Genomic DNA, 19363 nt, shown 5'->3' with positions numbered 1-19363 from the left:
AATCCCTTACACGTTGTTATTAGGTTTGTTGTAGGTTGTCGTATGACTGCGCTGAAGTATCGGTAGGGTTTCCGGAACTTGTCAACGCGACTTTTGGTGTAAATGACGGAAGGCTTAAAGGGCATTTCGATTCCCCCCAATGGCTGCCTTGCAATGCAATCCCCTGTAGGAGTGAGCCTGCTCGCGATAGCGGTGTATCAGTCAGCACAATGGCGGTTGACGGACCGCTATCGCGAGCAGGCTCACTCCTACAAGGGGTCTGTGGTGCTGCAAAGACTTACAACAACGAAATCGGATAACTGATAAAGATCCGGTTCTCGTCAAACTCGTTGGTGCTGAAGTCCCGGCGTATCGTCGCGTTGCGCCATTTCACGTTGAGGTTTTTCAACGGGCCGCTCTGCACGGTGTAGGCCAGTTCCGACTCGCGGCCCCATTCCTTGCCGTCATTGGTGGTGGCGGTGTGCACGTTATCGCCGCTGATGTAGCGGTTCATCAGGGTCAGGCCGGGAATGCCGAGGGCGACGAAGTTGTAGTCGTGGCGCAACTGCCAGGAACGTTCCTTGGCGTTGTCATAACTGGCGTTGTAACTGTCGTTGGCGAGGGTGCCGCCGCTGGTGCCGTTGACCCGCATCCACGCGTCGTCGCCGCTGAGTTTTTGCAGGCCGACATAGAACGTGTTGCCGCCGTATCTGGCCGAAAGCAAAGCGAACGCAGTCTTGTTGTCGAGGTCGCCAGCCTGGGCGCTGCCGTCTTCCTTGCCGGTGAAGAAACCGAGGTTGGCACCCAGCGTCCAATCGCCCAACGGCTGGCTGTGGCTGAGGTTGAAATACTGTTGCTGGTAGATGTCGCTGAGTTCGGCGTACCACACGCCGACCAGCGTGCGTTTGTCGTTGAAAGTGTATTCGCCGCCGCCGAAGTTGAAGCGGTCGGAAGTGAACGCGCCACGGCCGTTCATCGACATGTCTTCCATGCTTGCGTCGTTACGCGGGCTGTTGCCACGGAACTGGCCGCCGTAGACGCTCAGGCCATTGATCTCGGTAGAGGTGATCTGGCCGCCGCGAAAGGTCTGCGGCAGCGAGCGGCCATCGTCGGAACGCAGGATCGGCAGCACCGGCATCCATTCGCCGACCTTCAATTCGGTCTTCGAGACCTTGGCTTTCAGCGCTACGCCGAGCCGTCCGAAATTGTCCGCCGGGCGACCGTCATCGTGGATCGGCAACAATTGCGTGCCGCCCGTGCCTTTGCCGCCATCGAGCTTCTGCGAATACATCCCCAGCAGATCAAGGCCGAAACCGACGGTGCCCTGAGTGAAACCGGATTTGGCGTCGAGGATGAAGTTCTGCGTCCACTCTTCAGCCTTGCCCTGCGGGTAGGCGGGGTTGACGAAGTTGCGGTTGAAGTAGGCGTTGCGCAGGTTCAGCGTGGCTTTGCTGTCTTCGAGAAAGCCTTCGGCATCGGCGCTCATCGGCATGGCAAGGGCGAGGCTGCTGCAGCCGATCAGACTTAAAGCGGTACCCGGGCGGGTGACGGAAAGACGGGAAGGGCGGACGGAATTGCAGACGAGTGTGCTCACTGTGACGCTCCCTGTTTCGTTTGTTGTTTTTATTATTTGTTATACGTCGTCGTACAACATGGGTGCGGATATTTCCTAGGTTTTACGGGAATGTCAACAGCAAGTTATGCGATGACTTCCTGCCATCACCCAGATCCCTTGTGGGAGCGAGCCTGCTCGCGAATGCGGACTTTCATCCGACAACGTTGTCGACTGACACACCGCTTTCGCGAGCAGGCTCGCTCCCACAGGGGAAAAGTGTTTTAGCAATGAATTTGCGGCAAACTTCACCCACTCTCCGTACAAGGCCTTGCAATGGATCAATACGCCCCGCGCAACTGGCAGCCCCACGAAAAGCCCAGTCTGCCAGGTTCCCCCTCGACGCCGTTGCACTCCAACCCCAAGCGTCTGGCCTATGCGCTGGTCGGCGTACTGGTGGCGGTGACCGGTGGCTTGGGCAACTCGCTGGTGGTCGCCAACCTGCCTTATCTGCAAGGCGCACTCGGTGCGACCACGGCGGAAATGGCTTGGCTGCCGGCAGCGTACGTGATGACCAACGTGTCGATGAACCTGCTGCTGGTGAAGTTTCGCCAGCAGTTTGGTTTGCGCGCGTTCACCGAGGTGTTCCTGGTGTTGTATGCGCTGGTGACCTTCGGCCATCTGTTCGTCAATGACCTCAATTCGGCGGTGGCGGTGCGGGCGGCGCACGGCATGGTCGGCGCGGCGCTCAGCTCGCTGGGCCTGTATTACATGGTCCAGGCGTTCCCGGCGAAGTGGCGGCTGAAGGCGCTGGTGCTCGGCCTCGGCACTTCACAATTGGCGCTGCCATTGGCGCGATTATTTTCCGAAGACTTGCTGCAGATTGCCGAGTGGCGCGGCTTGTACCTGTTCGAACTGGGCATGGCGTTGCTGTCGCTCGGCTGCGTATTGCTGCTCAAGTTACCGCCCGGCGATCGCTTCAAAACCTTCGAAAAACTCGACTTCCTCACCTTTGCCATTCTCGCCACTGGTGTGGCGTTGCTGTGCGCGGTGTTGTCGCTGGGGCGGATCGATTGGTGGCTGGAGGCCGACTGGATCGGCTATGCGTTGGCTGCTTCGATTGCCTTGATCATCGCCGGCCTGGCCATCGAACATAACCGCAGTAACCCGCTGCTGATGACCCGTTGGCTGGGCAGCGGGACGATGATCCGCCTAGCGCTGGCGGTGACCCTGATTCGCATGGTCACCTCGGAGCAGTCCACCGGTGCGGTCGGTTTCATGCAGAACCTGAACATGGGCTATGAGCAGTTGCACAGCCTGTACGTGGTGATGCTGATCGGCAGTGTCGCGGGACTGTTGACCAGCGCACTGACGATCGACCCCAAGCACCTGCTGATGCCGTTGATCATCTCGCTGGGTCTGATGGCCACCGGGTCGGTGATGGACAGCTTTTCCAACAACCTGACTCGCCCGCAAAATCTCTACTTCAGTCAGTTTCTGCTGGCCTTCGGCAGCACGTTTTTCCTCGGCCCGACCATGGTTTTCGGCACCCGTAACGTGCTGACCAATCCGCGCAATCTGGTGAGTTTTTCCGTGCTGTTCGGGATCTGCAATAACCTCGGCGGCCTGCTCGGTGCGGCACTTCTGGGCACTTTTCAGATCGTCCGGGAAAAATTTCATTCCAGTCAAATCGTTGAGCACCTGACGCTGTCTGACCCCTTGGTGGCGGCACGCGTGCAGAGCGGCGGCTCGGCGTACGGTTCGCTGTTGGCCGACCCGAGTCTGCGCAACCTTGCGGGGATTCGCAGCCTGGCCAACGCCGCCACCCGTGAGGCCAACGTGCTGGCCTACAACGATGTGTTCATGCTGATCGCCGTGATTGCGGTGCTGACCATGATCTGGCTGTCCATTCGTGCGCTGTGGCTGATGAGCACCACCAAAGCCGTCGCCCCAGCGCCTTCCGTACCTCCTAGCGGTGCCTCTACTTCATGACCGAACCGACCACCACAACCACCAACGCCATTGCCGCCACGCCTGAGGGTGTGGCGCCGCCGTCATCGCCAAACACCGAGCCACGCTCGCTGCGGGTGCGGCTTATTTCCTCGCTGGGCTTTGCCGCGATCGCCATCATCGGTGTGTTGATCGTGCTGTATGCCTGGCAATTGCCGCCGTTCAGCAGTGCGGTGGAAACCACGGAGAACGCGCTGATTCGTGGCCAGGTGACGATCATCGGCCCGCAACTCGCCGGTTATGTCTATGAAGTGCCGGTGCAGGATTTCCAGTACGTGAAGGCCGGTGATTTGCTCGTGCGCCTCGACGACCGCATCTATCAGCAACGCCTCGATCAATCGTTGGCGCAACTGGCGGTGCAGAAAGCTGCATTGGCCAATGTGGTGCAGCAACGCAACAGCGCCGAGGCGACGATCAAATTGCGTCAGGCGGTGCAGGCCGACAGCGAAGCGCAGTTGCGCAAAAGCGAGGCCGATTTGCGCCGTAATCAGGAATTGGTGCGCGACGGTTCGGTGTCCAAGCGTGAGATGGATGTAGCACTGGCGGCGAATGCGCAAAGTGTTGCGGGGGTGGCGCAGGCCAAGGCCAATCTGGAAATCGCCCGTCAGGATCTGCAAACGGTGATCGTCAATCGTGGCTCGCTGGAGGCTGCGGTGGCCAGCGCGGAAGCGGCGGTGCAATTGGCGCGGATCGACCTGTCGAACACGCGCATCGTTGCACCGCGTGATGGTCAGCTCGGGCAGATCGGCGTGCGCCTCGGCGCCTACGTCAACTCCGGGGCGCAGTTGATGGCGTTGGTGCCGAACCAGAAATGGGTGATCGCCAACATGAAGGAAACCCAGATGGACAATGTGCGCGTCGGGCAACCGGTGCGCTTCACCGTCGATGCCTTGAACCACCGCAAATTCACCGGGCATGTGCAGCATATTTCGCCGGGGACGGGGTCTGAATTTGCGCTGTTGCAGGCGGATAATGCGACCGGCAACTTTGTGAAAATTGCTCAGCGGGTGCCGGTGCGAATCACCATTGATGCGGATCAGCAGGAAGAGGAACGGTTGCGGCCGGGGATGTCGGTGGTGGTCAGCATTGACACCGCAGCAGGCGACACCCAACCCCACTGACCCAATGCATAACCTTGTGGGAGCGAGCCTGCTCGCGAAAGCGTCGTATCAGTCACATTTCTTTATCTGACACACCGCTTTCGCGAGCAGGCTCGCTCCCACATTTGAACTGTGTTTATCCAGCGGTCATCGGGGGCAGGGTGCCGAGCAGGGAGACGGCCGCCACCGCGCCAATGCCCAGCAGCCATTCAAGCATCACACTGCGCCTGAGCGCGCCCATGCGCTGTTCGCAATCATCAATCCGCAAACGGTTGAACAGCGCCAGCCCAAGCATTCCCAGCACGATCAGCGCCTTGATCAACAGAATCAACGCAAACCCGCTGAACAACGGCGTCGGCCACCACTGGCCGGTCAGCACGCGCACGTTGATCAACCCCGTCAGCAGCAGCCCGGCGACCAGCGCATAACCGATCCCGCTGAAGCGCCGCAAAACCTCATGCATCGGCTCCGTCGGCTGACGCAGAATCATCACCAGCAACAACAACCCGCCCAGCCACGCGGCCACGCAGGTCAGATGCACGATCTGGTTGAGAATCAGTAATTGGCCGCTCACGCCATCGAGCATGGCGCCATGCCCGACCGGTGCGAGGGTCGCCAGCAGCAAGCCGCTCAAGCCCAACCGCAACGGCATGCTCGAGCGCCAAGGTGTGAACAACAAGGCCAGCAGCGCAGCATTGATCAGCAGATGCCAACGCCACACCTGACCAAAAAACGTATTGCCCAGCACCAGCGCAACCGTGTCCGGATCAAACGCCGCCGTAGCCGAGCCGGCCATGCTCGCAGTTATCAAAAGTGCCCAGACAATCCCGCTGACCAGCGCCACGACAGCCAGCCAGCGCGCCAGTCGCGCCAGGTGCCGGTCCACTTGCAGCGCTTCATCCTTGAGCAGCAACGGCCTGAACAGCCAGGCCCCGAACAGCATCAACACCACGATGAAATGCACAAAGCGGCACAGCACCAGCGCTTCACTCATGAATTACTGACCCACCTTGAACTGATAAGCGCCTTCGCTTTTGTGCGTGTCGACCGACACCGCGTGCCATTCGACTTTGTACGCGCCGGCGGTCAGCGGAGCAGCAGGGGTGACGATCAGGGTTTTCTTGTCGCCTTCGGTGGTCAGCGCCTTGACCGCGACCGGCGCACCATCCTTGGTCACGGTGACTTTGGTGAAACTGGCTTCGACGCCTTCGGAAAAGGTCAGGCGCAAATCGGCGGGAGCGGCGACGGTGCTGTCGGCCGCCGGGGTCTGGCTTTTCAGGTGGGCGTGGGCAAATACCGAAGATGCGGCGAACAGCGAAGCGAGCAGGGCAGTGGCAGTCATGGCGTTCTTGAACAGCATCGCAAATACCTCTGAGGCAGGATCAAAGAGCCGTCAGTTTAGCCATCCGCTCACGCCAGTACGAAGTTTTGTTTGCAGCGGTCGCCCGCGGAGCAGAGCGGATGCTAGTCTTGGGCAACGCTGTTGTCAGGGAGCCCTCATGGGCAATCACAAGATCGAGATTCGTCGCAATAACGTCGAGAAAATCCTCCTGGCGGCGGAAAAAGTCTTCGCCGAAAAAGGCTTCGGCGGCACCGCCATGGCGGACATCGCCGCTGAAGTGCAATTGCCGCGCTCCAACCTGCATTACTACTTCTCAACCAAGAGCGAGCTGTACAGTGCGGTGCTGTTCGACCTGCTGGAAGTGTGGAAACAGGACGCGCTGTGCTTCGAAATGTTCGACGATCCGCGCGTGGTGCTGAGCAGTTACATCCGCGCCAAGATGAATCACTCGCGCAGTCGTCCGTATGGTTCGAAAGTCTGGGCCAACGAAATCATCCACGGTGCGCCAACGTTGGGCGAGGCGCTGGATGTCAGCCTGTATGACTGGGCGAAGATGAAGGAAGCGAAGATTCGCCAGTGGGTCGAGGATAAACGGATTCTGCCGGTGGAGCCGTCGAGTCTGCTGTACATGATCTGGGCGTCGACCCAGCACTATGCCGACTTTGATCATCAGGTGAATATTCTGAATGAACATCAGCCGTTGTCGGACATGCAGTTTGAGCGGGCGGTGCAGACGGTGACGAGTGTGATTTTGCGTGGGATCGGGCTGGAGCCCTGAAGCAAAAGCTGACCCTCACCCCAGCCCTCTCCCGGAGGGAGAGGGGGCCGACCGAGGTGTCTCTCGAGGTACATCGACCTGAAAAAACCAGTCGATTAGGGATTCAAAGCAGTTCGTGCCTGTACATGTATCAATTATGGATATAAAGCCTCCTTACCTGTGAACCCCAGTCGATGCCGGATTCACAACAGCACTTTCAGGTCGGCGGAGTTTTGCAGCATCCCCCAATCAGTCCCCTCTCCCTTTGGGAGAGGGTTAGGGTGAGGGGGCTGTTGGATCAGTCGGCGATCTAGACCGCAACGTGATACGGATTGCGCGGATCATGATTCCAGTCCAGAAACGGCTTGCCAGTCTCCATCGGTACCATCTCGATGCAATCCGCCACCGGACAAGTGATCTGGCACAAGTTACAACCCACACACTCGTCATCAATCACTTCATATTTATGCGTGCCGTCCGCCTGCTGCAGACTGCCGATCGCCTGGTGTGAAGTGTCTTCGCAAGCAATGTGACAACGCCCGCAACCAATGCACGCCTCCTGATCAATCTTCGCGATCACCTGATAATTGATATCGAGGTACTTCCAGTCCGTGGTATTGCCCACTGCACGCCCGGAAAATTCAGCGATGCTGGCGTAACCCTGACTGTCCATCCACCGCGACAGCCCGTCCTTCATCTCCTCGACAATGCGGAAACCATGCAGCATCGCCGCCGTGCACACCTGCACCGCGCCGCTGCCCAGCGCCATGAATTCCGCCGCATCGCGCCAACTGCCAATGCCGCCAATGCCACAGATCGGCAAGCCCTGGGTCTGCGGATCACGGGCGATTTCGGCGACCATGTTCAGCGCAATCGGCTTCACTGCCGAGCCACAGTAACCGCCATGGGTGCTTTTGCTGCCGACGGTGGGCAGGGCGACCATGTGCTCCAGATCGACGCTGGTGATCGAGTTGATCGTATTGATCAGCGACACTGCGTCCGCACCACCGCGATGGGCCGCGCGGGCGGCGACGCGGATGTCGGTGATGTTCGGCGTCAGTTTGACGATCACCGGCAGCGAGCAATAGGTCTTGCACCAGCGCGTCACCTGCTCGACGTACTCCGGTACCTGACCGACCGCCGCACCCATGCCGCGTTCAGGCATGCCGTGCGGGCAGCCGAAGTTCAGCTCGATGCCGTCAGCACCCGTGGCTTCGACCAGCGGCAGAATGTGTTTCCACGACTCCTCGACGCACGGCACCATCAGCGAAACGATCAGCGCGCGGTCCGGCCAATCCTTTTTCACCTGAGTGATTTCGCGCAGGTTGATTTCCAGCGAACGGTCGGTGATCAACTCGATATTGTTAATGCCCAGCACTTCACGGTTATTGCCGTAATGCGCCGAATAACGCGACGACACGTTGACCGCCGCCGGATCCTCACCGAGGGTTTTCCAGACCACGCCACCCCAGCCCGCCTCGAAAGCGCGAACCACGTTGTAGGCTTTGTCGGTCGGTGGCGCGGAGGCCAGCCAGAATGGATTCGGCGCTTTGATGCCAGCGAAGACAATCGACAGATCGGCCATTTAAGCAGCCTCCACGTTAAGCATCAGTTGAACGTTGATCGCCTCGGCGGCGCGTTTGCCGTGCTGCACGGCTTGCACGGTGAGGTCCTGATCGAGGCTGGTGCAGTCACCGCCGGCATACACGCCGGGAATGCTGGTGCGCAGGTTTTCGTCGACCTGAATGCGTTCGCCCTGACGCTTGAGTTCACGGGCTAGCGGGTCGGCGAGGGCGCTGCCGTCGAAGGACTGGCCGATGGCTTTGAAGATCGCATCGGCGGCCAGTTCGAAGGTTTCGCCGGTGGTTTGCAGGCGACCGTCGACCAGGTCGGTGCGGGCGAAACGCATGCCGCGCACGTGGCCATGATCGTCGAGCAGCACCTCTTCCGGTTGCGCCCAGGTCAGCAGGCGTACCTGATTGGCTTTGGCGATGTCTTGTTCATGACCGGTGGCGCCCATGTCCGCCGCGCCACGGCGATACACCAGATTGACGTCGCGAGCACCGAGGCGAGACATTTGCACGGCCATGTCGATCGCCGTGTTGCCGGCGCCGAGCACGATGCAGCGCTCGGCCAAAGGCAGTTGCGTGAGGTCATCGGCCTGTCGCAGTTCGCGGATGTAGTCGGTGGCAGCGAGCAGGCCCGGCGCATCTTCATGGGCCAAACCGAGCTGCTTGCTGGCGTTGAGGCCGAGGCCGAGGAACACTGCGTCGAACTGTTGATGCAGTTCGCTCAGCGTCAGATTCTCGCCGAGCTTGTGCCCGTGACGAATCTCGATGCCGCCAATCTGCAGGAGAAAATCCAGCTCCTTCTGCGCGTAGTCGTCGACCAGTTTGTACTTGGCGATCCCGTATTCATTGAGGCCGCCGGCCTTTTCCCGTGCTTCGAAAATCACCACGTCGTGACCGTGCATGGCGCTGCGATGTGCACAGGACAAACCGGCCGGCCCGGCGCCGACCACGGCAATGCGTTTGCCGCTGGCGGCGGCGCGCTGGAATGGGTGTTCGCTGAAATGTGCATTGTCGACGGCATAGCGTTGCAGCAGGCCGATCAGCACCGGCGCGCATTCGTGGGCGTTGTTGCGCACGCAGGCTTGCTGGCAAAGGATTTCGGTCGGACAGACTCGGGCGCAACTGCCACCGAGGATGTTCGCCGAGAGGATTTTTTGCGCCGCACCCGGAACGTTGTCCTGATGAATATTACGGATGAACGACGGGATGTCGATCTCGCTCGGGCACGCATTCACGCACGGCGCGTCGTAGCAATACAGGCAGCGCGAGGCTTCCAGATGCGCCTGCCGATCATTGAGCGGCGGCGCCAGATCGGTGAAATGCCCGGCGAGGGCGGCCGCGCTTTCGTGCGGGTGGGGGAGATGGTTCAGGGTCTCGATCACGGTTTTGTGCCTCACGGTTTTTGAGGTTCTCTGCCTCTGTCGGGCAGTGGTTTGATCGTTCCCACGCTCTGCGTGGGAATGCCTCTAGGGACGCTCCGCGTCCAGTGACGCGGAGCGTCACGGGCTGCATTCCCACGCAGAGCGTGGGAACGATCATCTTCTGGGGATCAGCGTTTCACAGCAGTGGGCCGGTGCATCTCAGCCCGCTTGCTCAGCAAATCAAACACCGCCGGGTACGCCGGCCGTTCGATATACCGCCCGGCACCGCGCTCGGCGCGCAGGTCGCCATCGGCCCAGACCACCCGGCCCTGGCTGACGGTATGGCTCGGCACGCCGCGCACGGTCTTGCCTTCGAAGATGTTGAAGTCCACCTGCTGATGGTGGGTCTTGGCGGAAATGGTGCGGGTGCCTTGCGGATCCCACAGCACCAGATCGGCATCGGCGCCGACGCGAATCGCGCCTTTGCGCGGATAGAGATTGAAAATCTTCGCGGTGTTGGTGGAGGTGAGGGCGACGAAATCCTGCATCGACAAACGTCCACTGTTAACGCCTTCGTGCCACAGCACCGCCATGCGATCTTCGATACCCGCCGTACCGTTGGGAATCTTGCTGAAGTCATCGCGCCCGGCGGCTTTTTGCTCGGCGCAGAAACAGCAGTGGTCGGTGGCGGTGGTGTGCAGATTGCCGTTTTGCAGTCCGTGCCACAGCGCCTCCTGATGACCGCGCGGGCGGAACGGCGGGCTCATCACGTAACCGGCAGCGGTCTGCCAGTCGGGGTGCTGATAAACGCTGTCGTCGAGCAGCAAATGCCCGGCGAGGACTTCGCCATACACCGGTTGGCCTTTGCTGCGCGCATAGGTGATTTCGTCGAGTGCTTCCTTGGTCGAAACGTGCACCAGATACAACGGTGTGCCGATGGTTTCAGCGATACGAATCGCCCGGCTCGCCGCTTCACCTTCAACCTGCGACGGCCGCGACAGCGGATGCGCCTCCGGGCCAGTGATGCCTTGGGCCATCAACTTGCGTTGCAGGTGATAAACCAATTCACCGTTTTCCGCGTGCACGGTCGGCACCGCGCCGAGTTCCAGACAACGCTCGAAACTCGCCACCAACGTGTCGTCGGCGGCCATGATCGCGTTCTTGTAGGCCATGAAATGCTTGAAGCTGTTGATGCCGTGGTGGCTGACCAGCTCGGCCATTTCCTCACGCACCTGCTCGCTCCACCAGGTGATGGCGACGTGGAAGCCATAGTCGGAGGCGGACTTTTCCGCCCAGCCGCGCCACTGATGAAACGCTTCCATCAGCGACTGCTGCGGATTGGGAATCACAAAGTCGATGATCGATGTGGTGCCACCGGCCAGACCGGCCGCCGTGCCACTGTAGAAATCCTCACTGGCCACGGTGCCCATGAACGGCAGTTGCATGTGGGTGTGCGGATCGATGCCGCCGGGCATCAGGTATTGGCCGCTGCCGTCGAGGACTTCGGCGCCGGCGGGAACATCAAGGTTTTCACCGATGGCTTTGATCACGCCGTCGGCGCAATAGACGTCGGCGCGATAACTTTCATCATGGGTAACAACGGTGGCGCCACGGATCAACAGAGACATTCCGAGTTCCTCGCAGGCATTGACCGACTTGTGCCGGTTCTAGATGTTTTATTGATGGACAGCGTTACAGGTCGTATTCCTGTCAGTGCTGTCAGGAATAGAAGCTAGTCGCAGATTTGCAATAGATCAAGATTATTTTTTATAAGCTTATGACTGTTTTAAGTATATGAAAAATAACGATAAAAACTGTAAATCACCAAAATGGTGAGGCTGTTCACCATTTTGACGCACTTGACAGGATGGAAATATGAGCAAGATTTCCTATGTGAAATCAGCCGCTTGAAGTTGAGCTGCGGTTGCTCGCTCACGATGAAAATAAATGCAGTGCACCAGATTGAGTCCTGTCTGTTCGGACAACTTGCCAGGTGTTTAGCCTGAGCACCCAGACAAGTTTCCGCGAACTCATCCGGTGAATAATTAAAACTGATGAATATCAGAAAGTTGCACAACGTTTGAAACACCGCCCGATGCGCTAGCGGGTTACCCGGCACGTTTATTGATGCCGCCGCTGACACCATGGCCGGTGCACGAAAGTTGTCAGTTCCTCCGGCCATCGTCCGGCTCGCACCCTCGTGTGTCAGCCGCCTGATGAGCAAAAAAATAATCAGAAGAACAGTGGAGCGGCCATGCAACAGAACAGATCGCAAGTGACCGAGCGCGACGGCTTGTTCGAACTCGAAGCCGGCAGTGACGTCCTCGACAGTCCCCGTTACAACCACGACATGGCACCGACCAAGGTGCGCGAACGAACCTGGAACAAATGGCACATCACCGCGCTGTGGGTCGGCATGTCGATCTGCGTGCCGACCTACACCCTCGGTGGCGTGCTCACCGCGTACTTCGGTCTGACTGTTGGTGAAGCGCTGCTGGCAATTCTGTTCGCCAACATCATCGTGTTGGTCCCGCTGACGCTCAATGCGTTTCCCGGCACCAAGTACGGCATTCCATTTCCGGTGCTGCTGCGCTCGTCGTTCGGCATTCTTGGCTCCAACGTGCCGTGCCTGATCCGCGCACTGGTGGCGTGTGGCTGGTTCGGTATTCAAACGATGTTTGGCGGGTTGGCCATTCACCTGTTTCTCGGCTCGATTTTCGAGGGCTGGAAATCCCTCGGCGGCACGGGGGAGGTGATTGGCTTCATGATCTTCTGGGCGCTGAACCTGTGGGTGGTGATTCGTGGCGCCGAGTCGATCAAGTGGCTGGAAACCTTGTCGGCGCCGTTGCTGGTGGCGGTCGGTATCGGTCTGCTGGTGTGGGCGATGCCCAATGTGTCGATGACTGAACTGCTGGCGATCCCGCCGAAGCGTCCGGAGGGCGCCAGTGTGGTGAGTTACTTTGCCGCCGGGTTGACCGCGATGGTCGGTTTCTGGGCGACGTTGTCGCTGAACATTCCCGACTTCAGCCGTTACGCCAAGAGCCAGAAAGATCAGATTCTCGGGCAGATTTTCGGCCTGCCGCTGACCATGTTTCTGTTCGCGTCCCTCGGCGTGATCATGACTGCCGCGTCGGTGAAACTGGTCGGTGTGACCGTCTCCGATCCGGTCACTCTGATCGGGCATATCCAGAGCCCGGTGTGGGTCGCGGTGGCGATGGCGTTGATCATCATCGCCACGCTGTCGACCAACACCGCCGCCAACATTGTTTCGCCGACCAATGACTTCCAGAACATCGCGCCCAAAGTCATCAACCGCACCAAAGCGGTGTTGCTGACCGGGTTTGTCGGGCTGTTGTTGATGGGCCATGAACTGCTAAAAAAACTCGGTCTGATCGTCTCCGATGTCAGCCTGGAAACTGTGTATTCCAACTGGCTGCTGGGTTATTCGAGCCTGCTCGGGCCGATTGCCGGGATCATGGTGGTGGACTATTTCCTGATCAAGAAACAGCAACTGGACCTGGCCGGGTTGTACCGCGATGACGTCTATCCGGCGTGGAACTGGGCCGGGTTTCTCGCGTTCGGGGTGCCGGTGGTGCTGACCTTGCTGTCGCTGGGCAGCGATGCGTTCAGCTGGTTCTACAGCTATGGCTGGTTCACCGGCTCGGCGCTGGGCGGGATTATTTATTACGGGTTGTGCGTGATGCGTGCGCAACCTTCTGCAGTTAAGTCGGCGGTGTAGCGGATGGCCTCTTCGCGAGCAGGCTCGCTCCCACATTTGAATGCGTTTCCCCTGTGGGAGCGAGCCTGCTCGCGAAGGCGATCTACCCGACACCAGAGAAATATTCATAAGAAAAGCAGCCTGAGGAGATCCCCATGAACGCAGCCGTAGACGTTCTGCAATCGAGCCATCAGCACATCAACCGCGACCGCCTGTGGGCATCGCTCATGGAACTGGCCAAACTCGGCGCCACGGTCAAGGGCGGTGTCTGTCGCCTGGCCCTGACCGATCTCGACCGCCAGGCCCGCGACCTGTTCGTGCAATGGTGCAAGGACGCCGGATGCAGCGTCACGGTCGATGCCGTCGGCAACATCTTCGCCCGTCGCCCCGGGCGCAATCCGAACCTGCCACCAGTGATGACCGGCAGCCACATCGACACCCAACCCACCGGTGGCAAGTTCGACGGCTGCTTCGGCGTGCTCGCCGGTGTCGAAGTCCTGCGCACCCTCAACGACCTCGGCGTGGAAACCGAAGCGTCGCTGGAAGTGGTGGTCTGGACCAACGAGGAAGGCTCGCGCTTCGCCCCGTGCATGATGGGCTCCGGCGTGTTTGCGGAGAAATTCACCCTCGAAGAAACCCTCGCCAAAGTCGATGCTGACGGCGTGACTGTGGGTGAAGCGCTCAATGCGATCGGCTACGCCGGTTCACGCAAGGTCAGCGGGCATAAGGTCGGCGCGTATTTCGAGGCGCACATCGAACAAGGTCCGATCCTCGAAGATGAGCAGAAAACCATCGGCGTGGTTCTCGGTGCATTGGGGCAGAAGTGGTTCGACCTCAAGCTGCGCGGCGTCGAGGCGCATGCCGGCCCGACACCGATGCACCTGCGCAAAGATGCACTGGTCGGCGCCTCGGTGATCGTCGGTGCGGTCAACCGCGCCGCCCTTGGCCACCAACCGCATGCTTGCGGCACCGTCGGCTGCCTGCAAGCCTATCCCGGGTCGCGCAACGTCATCCCCGGTGAAGTGCGCATGACCCTCGATTTCCGTCATCTGGAACCGGCGCGCCTGGACTCGATGATCGCTGAAGTAAAGCAAGTCATCGACGCCACCTGCGAAGAACACGGCCTGACTTATGAACTGACCCCGACCGCTGACTTCCCGCCGCTGTACTTCGAAAAAGGCTGCGTGGAAGCCGTGCGCGGCGCGGCGAAAGGGCTTGGCTTGTCGAATATGGACATCGTCAGCGGCGCCGGCCATGACGCGATTTTCCTCGCCGAACTCGGCCCGGCCGGGATGATTTTCGTGCCGTGCGAAGGCGGCATCAGCCACAACGAAATCGAGAACGCCGCGCCGGATGATCTGGCGGCGGGGTGCGCGGTGTTGTTGCGGGCGATGCTGGCGGCTTCGGCGATGGTCGCGGGAGGGCAGCGGGCGGCTTGAAGATCAAAAGATCGCAGTCTTCGGCAACTCCTACGGGGAAACCCTAAGTCCTGTGCAGGAGCTGCCGGAGGCTGCGATCTTTTTTGCCGTCACCACAGCGTCATGAAAATGTGATGGGCCGCGATAGCCGTTGTATCGCCGTCAATATTGCGCAAGGAAGACCTGAAACCGGGGCTTGTGCGATCAATCACTGCGCACCAAACACCATCGTCCAGTAAACCCCTTCATCACTGCGTGCCTCACTGGCAAACCCGGCACCAACCTGGGTAAACATCGGATTCATCAGATTGGCGCAATGCCCGGGGCTGGCCAGCCATCCGGCCATGGCCTTGCCCGGTGAACTCTGTCCGGCGGCGATGTTTTCGCCAATTTGCCGACCGCGATAGCCGGCCGCGCGGGCGCGATCGGCGGGCATGTCGCCGTCCGGATCGCGGTGGGCGAAGTAGTTGCCGTAAGCCATGGCTTTGCTGTGCCCCTGTGCGGCGGCGCCCAGCGCGGCGTTCCAGCTCAACGGCCGGGCGGCGGCGAAGCGCTGGCGTCCGCACATCCGTGGCCGGGCGCGCGCGGCATTGACCTCAGCGAGCAAGGCCTTGCCGACGCTGCGGTTATCGCCAACGCGGCTGTCGAGCACCGGTTGCGCCAACACCACTTGCCATTCATTGCGCGAACGACTGACGCCGATGTCGGCGTAGCTCGCATCCAGCAGCGCGGCGCAGTGCTCGTCCTGCAGCAGGTCGAAAGCCTCTTCGGCGTCCTCGGCGCCGATCACGCGAATACTGCGCACCGCCACGGCGGAATAACCGGACGACTTCAACGCTTCACGCATGCCCCCGGCGTAGCGATAACCGATCGGCAAGGCCAGGTTCGACTTCAGCGCCAACGGTGCCAGCCGTTGCGCCGGGCGTCGATCACAGCGTTGCGGATGGGCACGATAGTCGTTGATGGCAGCCACCAGTTGCCGCTCCGCACCGGCAAGGGCGGTTTCAGCGAACAGCGGCGAAAGGATCAGCAGGCACAGCGAAACCAAGCGAGACGAACGAACGGCGTGGCGCATGAGACGGGCAGCTCTGAAGGAGGACAGCGCAAAAGTTGAGTGAACCGCAGAAAGCGGCGCGAGTAGGACTGGGGAATCGGGACTTGGTTCACCGATTCAACACATCCCCCATCCACTGCAAATACTGCGCACGATCCGAGATCGAGTTATGCCCCGAATCCGGCACCACCCTGAGCACCGCCACGCCTTGCGGGAAGTTCTCCAGCAAACGCTGAGTGCTGGCGCGCGGAATCACCTCGTCGTCACTGGCCGCCAGCAGCAACGTCGGCACGCGGATATGCGCGGCGTATTTGCCGGATTCGAAGCGATCCTTGAGCAACCATTTCACCGGCACCCACGGATATTGCTGCGCCGCGATTTCTTCGAGGCTGTTGTAAGGCGTCACCAGAATCAGCTGTTGCACCGGTCGCTGACTGGCCAGACGCACGGCGACGCCCGATCCCAGGCTGCGGCCAATTAGCGAAATCTGCGGGTGGCTGGCGTACACCTGATCGAACAGCGCCAAGGCATCCTCGGCAATCGCCGCTTCGGACGGGGAACCACTGCTGCCACCAAAGCCGCGATAGTTGAGCAGATACACCGCGTATTCGGGAAACGCCTCGGCAAACTCCGGCAGATTGTGCGACACGTCCTCGGCATTACCACCGAAATAGATCAGCGCCCGCGGCCCGACACGCTCGCGGGTGACCACCGAAACCTGCGCATCCGGCATCGACAGGGTTATCCGGGAATCAGCGGTGTTGACGGCATTGGGCTGCGGAAAATAGATCAGTGAGCGCTGAAAAAAGAACAGCGCCGCGCACAGCACCAGGTACACGGCAACGATCAATGCGACGAGTGACATCAGGGTTCGGGACATTCGGCTACTTTTAACGGTGTGTGAAGGATCGCTGTCGCAGTGTAGTCCAGCCCTGCAACCGGGCCGCTCGCACACACAACAGGCAACAGATCCACGCAGCAGGGGAACCAGCATGAGCCACACTGAGGGTTACTCCCGTCGCCGATTGCTCACGCTGGCTGCCGGGGTTTCGGCGGTCTTCACCTTTGATCGGGCGTTGGCCACCGCGACGACGCCCGCGACCACCGGAGGCCACGCCATGCAGACCCGCGCCATCCCGTCCAGCTCCGAATTGCTACCCATTGTGGGCTTGGGCACCTATCGCGGTTTCGATGTCGCCCCCGGTGATCCGGCCTATCGGCAACTACCGGCAGTGCTCGATGAGCTGTTCACCAAGGGCGGCACGCTGATCGACAGTTCACCGATGTATGGCCGCGCCGAACAGACTGCCGGTGAACTGCTATCAATCCATGAGCCGCGTTCGCCAGCATTTCTGGCGACCAAAGTGTGGACGCGCGGGCGCGAGGAGGGCATCGCGCAGATGGAGCAGTCGTTCAGCCTGCTGCGCACCGAACATATCGACCTGATGCAGATCCACAACCTGCTCGACTGGCAGACCCACCTGCCGACCCTGCGTGAATGGAAAGCGCAGGGGCGCATCCGCTACATCGGCATCACCCATTACACGCCCTCGGCCTACGAGGAAGTCGAAGCAGTGCTGAAGGCCGAACCACTGGATTTTCTGCAAATCAATTACGCCCTCGATGACCGCGGCGTGGAAAAACGCATTCTGCCGCTGTGCCGCGAGCGTGGCGTGGCAGTGATCTGTAATCGGCCGTTCGGCGGCGGGGGACTGCTGGCGCGGCTCAAAGGCAAACCGTTGCCCGGCTGGGTGTCGGATGTGCAGGTCAACAGCTGGCCGCAACTGGCGCTGAAGTTTCTGCTCTCACATTCGGCGGTGACTTGCGTGATACCCGGCACGGGCAATCCGCGTTACATGGCCGACAACGCCAAGGCCGGGTTCGGGCCGATGCTCACCGATGCGCAACGGCATCAGTTGATTGCGTTGCTGGGTTGATCGATCTCGTAGACGGTGCTCAACCGCGATAGCGCAACGCTTCCAGCAACAACGCAAACGCCGGTGCCGCCTGGCGCCGGCTCGGGTAATACAGGTGATAACCGGCAAACGTCGGGCACCAGTCTTCCAGCACTTGCAGCAGACGGCCATCCGCCAGATACGGCGCGACGATGTTTTCCGGGATGTAGCTGAGCCCGAAACCGTCCAATGCGGCATCCAGCAACGGGTAGACGCCGTTCAAGGTGATCTGTCCGGCGACCCGCACTTTCAGGCTTTCGCCATCCTTCTCGAACTCCCAGCTGTACAACCCGCCATTGGTGGGCAGGCGCAGGTTGTTGCAGGCGTGCTCGGTCAGGTCGCGTGGCGTTTGCGGCGGGATTCGTTTGGCGAAATAGGCAGGTGAGCCGACTACAGCCATGCGCATGTCCGGGCCGATGCGGGTGGCGATCATGCCTTGCGCGACGTCTTCGCCCAGACGCACGCCAGCGTCGAAACCCTGGCCGGCTATGTCGACGAAACCATAGTCGCAGCTCACCTCAACGCTGATGTCCGGGTACTGGGGCAGAAAGGTTTTGAGCACCGGGCGCAGCAGCCAGTCCAGCGAATGGTCGGTGGCGTTGAGGCGGATCTTGCCGGCCGGGGTGTCGCGCAGGTTGCTCAGGGCGGCGAGTTCCACTTCGATTTCTTCGAAGCGTGGGCCGATGGTTTGCAGCAGGTGTTCGCCGGCTTCGGTGGGCGAGACGCTGCGGGTGGTACGGGTCAGCAGGCGCAGGCCCAAACGCGCTTCGAGTGCGCGGATGGTATGGCTCAGTGCCGATTGAGAAACGCCGAGTTTGGCGGCAGCTTTGGTGAAACTGCGTTCGCGGGCCACGGCGAGGAAGGCGAGCAGATCGGTGGCGTTTTCCCGAAGCATTGATGAGTGTCCTGCATAAGTTTTTTTGAATTCTAGTCGATTATCGGAAGAGTTTGGCTGGGTAAAGTAGTGGCATTGATTATCTGGAGGAATTGCCATGAACCCGATTGCCGCTTCTGCGTTGACCCTTTCCCTGCTGGCAGGTGAGGTGCAGGCCAATGAATCCCCGCGTGTGACGGTCACGCCCAATGGTTCGCAACCTTCGGCCAAAGGCCCGGCGGACTGGTTCGTTGGCACTGTCCGTGTCGATGGGCCGTTCAAAGGCACTGAAGACGCGCGAGTCAGTGGCGCGACGGTGACGTTTGAGCCAGGGGCGCGTACAGCGTGGCATACCCATCCGTTAGGGCAGACATTGATCGTCACGGCCGGTTCCGGGTTTGTGCAGGAGTGGGGGCAACCGGTGCGTGAGATTCGCCCTGGCGATACGGTGTGGATCGCGCCGGGAGCCAAGCATTGGCACGGGGCAGCGCCCACCACGGCGATGAGCCATATCGCTATCGCTGAAGTACTGGATGGCAAAGTAGTGGATTGGATGGAGCAGGTGAGTGATGAGCAGTATTCGCGTTCCGAGTGAAGCGCTTCCCTCACCCCAGCCCTCTCCCGGAGGGAGAGGGGGCCGACCGAGGTGTCTTGCGCTATCCATCGACCTGA

Annotated in this window: 16 protein-coding genes; 7 read left to right on the top strand and 9 right to left on the bottom strand. The window is 60.3% G+C overall.

Annotated elements, in window-relative coordinates; all coding sequences use genetic code 11:
- Positions 1–277: 277 nt before the first annotated feature.
- Positions 278–1573 carry an OprD family porin gene (locus tag QOM10_RS17990; protein WP_316916676.1) on the bottom strand — a complete coding sequence of 432 codons (1296 nt, stop codon included), beginning with the start codon at positions 1571–1573 and terminating at the stop codon, positions 278–280.
- Positions 1574–1867: 294 nt separating this feature from the next.
- Between QOM10_RS17990 and QOM10_RS17985 the strand changes: the two genes are divergently transcribed.
- Both QOM10_RS17985 and QOM10_RS17980 read left to right on the top strand, forming a co-directional pair.
- On the top strand, positions 1868–3523 hold the full coding sequence (locus QOM10_RS17985) for an MFS transporter (protein WP_316916675.1): 1656 nt from the start codon (positions 1868–1870) through the stop codon (positions 3521–3523).
- Positions 3520–4662 carry an HlyD family secretion protein gene (locus QOM10_RS17980; RefSeq protein ID WP_150750825.1) on the top strand — a complete coding sequence of 381 codons (1143 nt, stop codon included), beginning with the start codon at positions 3520–3522 and terminating at the stop codon, positions 4660–4662. The genes QOM10_RS17985 and QOM10_RS17980 overlap by 4 nt, the downstream gene beginning before the upstream one ends.
- Positions 4663–4777: 115 nt before the next feature.
- Here the strand turns inward: QOM10_RS17980 and copD are convergent, their stop codons facing one another.
- Together copD and copC are read right to left on the bottom strand one after the other, a co-directional pair.
- Positions 4778–5635 (bottom strand): copper homeostasis membrane protein CopD, encoded by an 858-nt coding sequence (gene copD, locus QOM10_RS17975; RefSeq protein ID WP_316916674.1) that lies wholly within the window; start codon positions 5633–5635, stop codon positions 4778–4780.
- Positions 5636–5638: 3 nt separating this feature from the next.
- Entirely contained in the window at positions 5639–6001 is a 363-nt protein-coding gene (gene copC, locus QOM10_RS17970; protein ID WP_150776132.1) for a copper homeostasis periplasmic binding protein CopC, read from the bottom strand.
- Between the two features lie 139 nt (positions 6002–6140).
- Here copC and QOM10_RS17965 point away from each other — a divergent pair, with 139 nt between their 5' ends.
- Positions 6141–6761, top strand: coding sequence for a TetR/AcrR family transcriptional regulator (locus QOM10_RS17965; RefSeq protein WP_007919317.1), 621 nt, complete (start codon positions 6141–6143; stop codon positions 6759–6761).
- 289 nt (positions 6762–7050) lie between these two features.
- Here the strand turns inward: QOM10_RS17965 and preA are convergent, their stop codons facing one another.
- From preA to hydA, 3 genes are all read right to left on the bottom strand, one after another.
- Positions 7051–8325 carry an NAD-dependent dihydropyrimidine dehydrogenase subunit PreA gene (preA, locus tag QOM10_RS17960; RefSeq protein WP_316916673.1) on the bottom strand — a complete coding sequence of 425 codons (1275 nt, stop codon included), beginning with the start codon at positions 8323–8325 and terminating at the stop codon, positions 7051–7053.
- Positions 8326–9693 (bottom strand): NAD(P)-dependent oxidoreductase, encoded by a 1368-nt coding sequence (locus QOM10_RS17955; protein ID WP_316916672.1) that lies wholly within the window; start codon positions 9691–9693, stop codon positions 8326–8328. It lies immediately after the preceding gene.
- Between the two features lie 167 nt (positions 9694–9860).
- Entirely contained in the window at positions 9861–11300 is a 1440-nt protein-coding gene (gene hydA, locus QOM10_RS17950) for a dihydropyrimidinase (RefSeq protein ID WP_316916671.1), read from the bottom strand.
- Between the two features lie 626 nt (positions 11301–11926).
- Between hydA and QOM10_RS17945 the strand changes: the two genes are divergently transcribed.
- Both QOM10_RS17945 and QOM10_RS17940 read left to right on the top strand, forming a co-directional pair.
- The gene (locus QOM10_RS17945; protein WP_316916670.1) at positions 11927–13411 is read left to right on the top strand and encodes an NCS1 family nucleobase:cation symporter-1; all 1485 of its coding nucleotides are present in this window, start codon (positions 11927–11929) and stop codon (positions 13409–13411) included.
- A gap of 134 nt (positions 13412–13545) precedes the next feature.
- Positions 13546–14829: a Zn-dependent hydrolase gene (locus QOM10_RS17940; RefSeq protein WP_316916669.1), complete on the top strand. Its 1284-nt coding sequence runs from the start codon at positions 13546–13548 to the stop codon at positions 14827–14829.
- Between the two features lie 187 nt (positions 14830–15016).
- Here the strand turns inward: QOM10_RS17940 and QOM10_RS17935 are convergent, their stop codons facing one another.
- Positions 15017–15883: a CAP domain-containing protein gene (locus QOM10_RS17935; protein ID WP_127928727.1), complete on the bottom strand. Its 867-nt coding sequence runs from the start codon at positions 15881–15883 to the stop codon at positions 15017–15019.
- 88 nt (positions 15884–15971) lie between these two features.
- On the bottom strand, positions 15972–16742 hold the full coding sequence (locus QOM10_RS17930; RefSeq protein WP_137216464.1) for an alpha/beta hydrolase: 771 nt from the start codon (positions 16740–16742) through the stop codon (positions 15972–15974).
- A 112-nt stretch (positions 16743–16854) separates the two neighbouring features.
- On the opposite strand from QOM10_RS17930, the gene QOM10_RS17925 reads away from it, so the two are divergent.
- Complete coding sequence (locus QOM10_RS17925) at positions 16855–17799, top strand: aldo/keto reductase (RefSeq protein WP_316916668.1); 945 nt, start codon at positions 16855–16857, stop codon at positions 17797–17799.
- A gap of 19 nt (positions 17800–17818) precedes the next feature.
- On the opposite strand, the gene QOM10_RS17920 is transcribed toward QOM10_RS17925, so the two are convergent.
- The gene (locus tag QOM10_RS17920) at positions 17819–18712 is read right to left on the bottom strand and encodes a LysR family transcriptional regulator (protein ID WP_316916667.1); all 894 of its coding nucleotides are present in this window, start codon (positions 18710–18712) and stop codon (positions 17819–17821) included.
- A 97-nt stretch (positions 18713–18809) separates the two neighbouring features.
- Here QOM10_RS17920 and QOM10_RS17915 point away from each other — a divergent pair, with 97 nt between their 5' ends.
- Positions 18810–19286: a cupin domain-containing protein gene (locus QOM10_RS17915; protein WP_150750835.1), complete on the top strand. Its 477-nt coding sequence runs from the start codon at positions 18810–18812 to the stop codon at positions 19284–19286.
- Positions 19287–19363: the final 77 nt, after the last annotated feature.

The organism is Pseudomonas sp. P108, assembly GCF_032613195.1.
Lineage (GTDB): Bacteria > Pseudomonadota > Gammaproteobacteria > Pseudomonadales > Pseudomonadaceae > Aquipseudomonas.
This window is presented reverse-complemented; position numbering and strand designations above follow the sequence as displayed.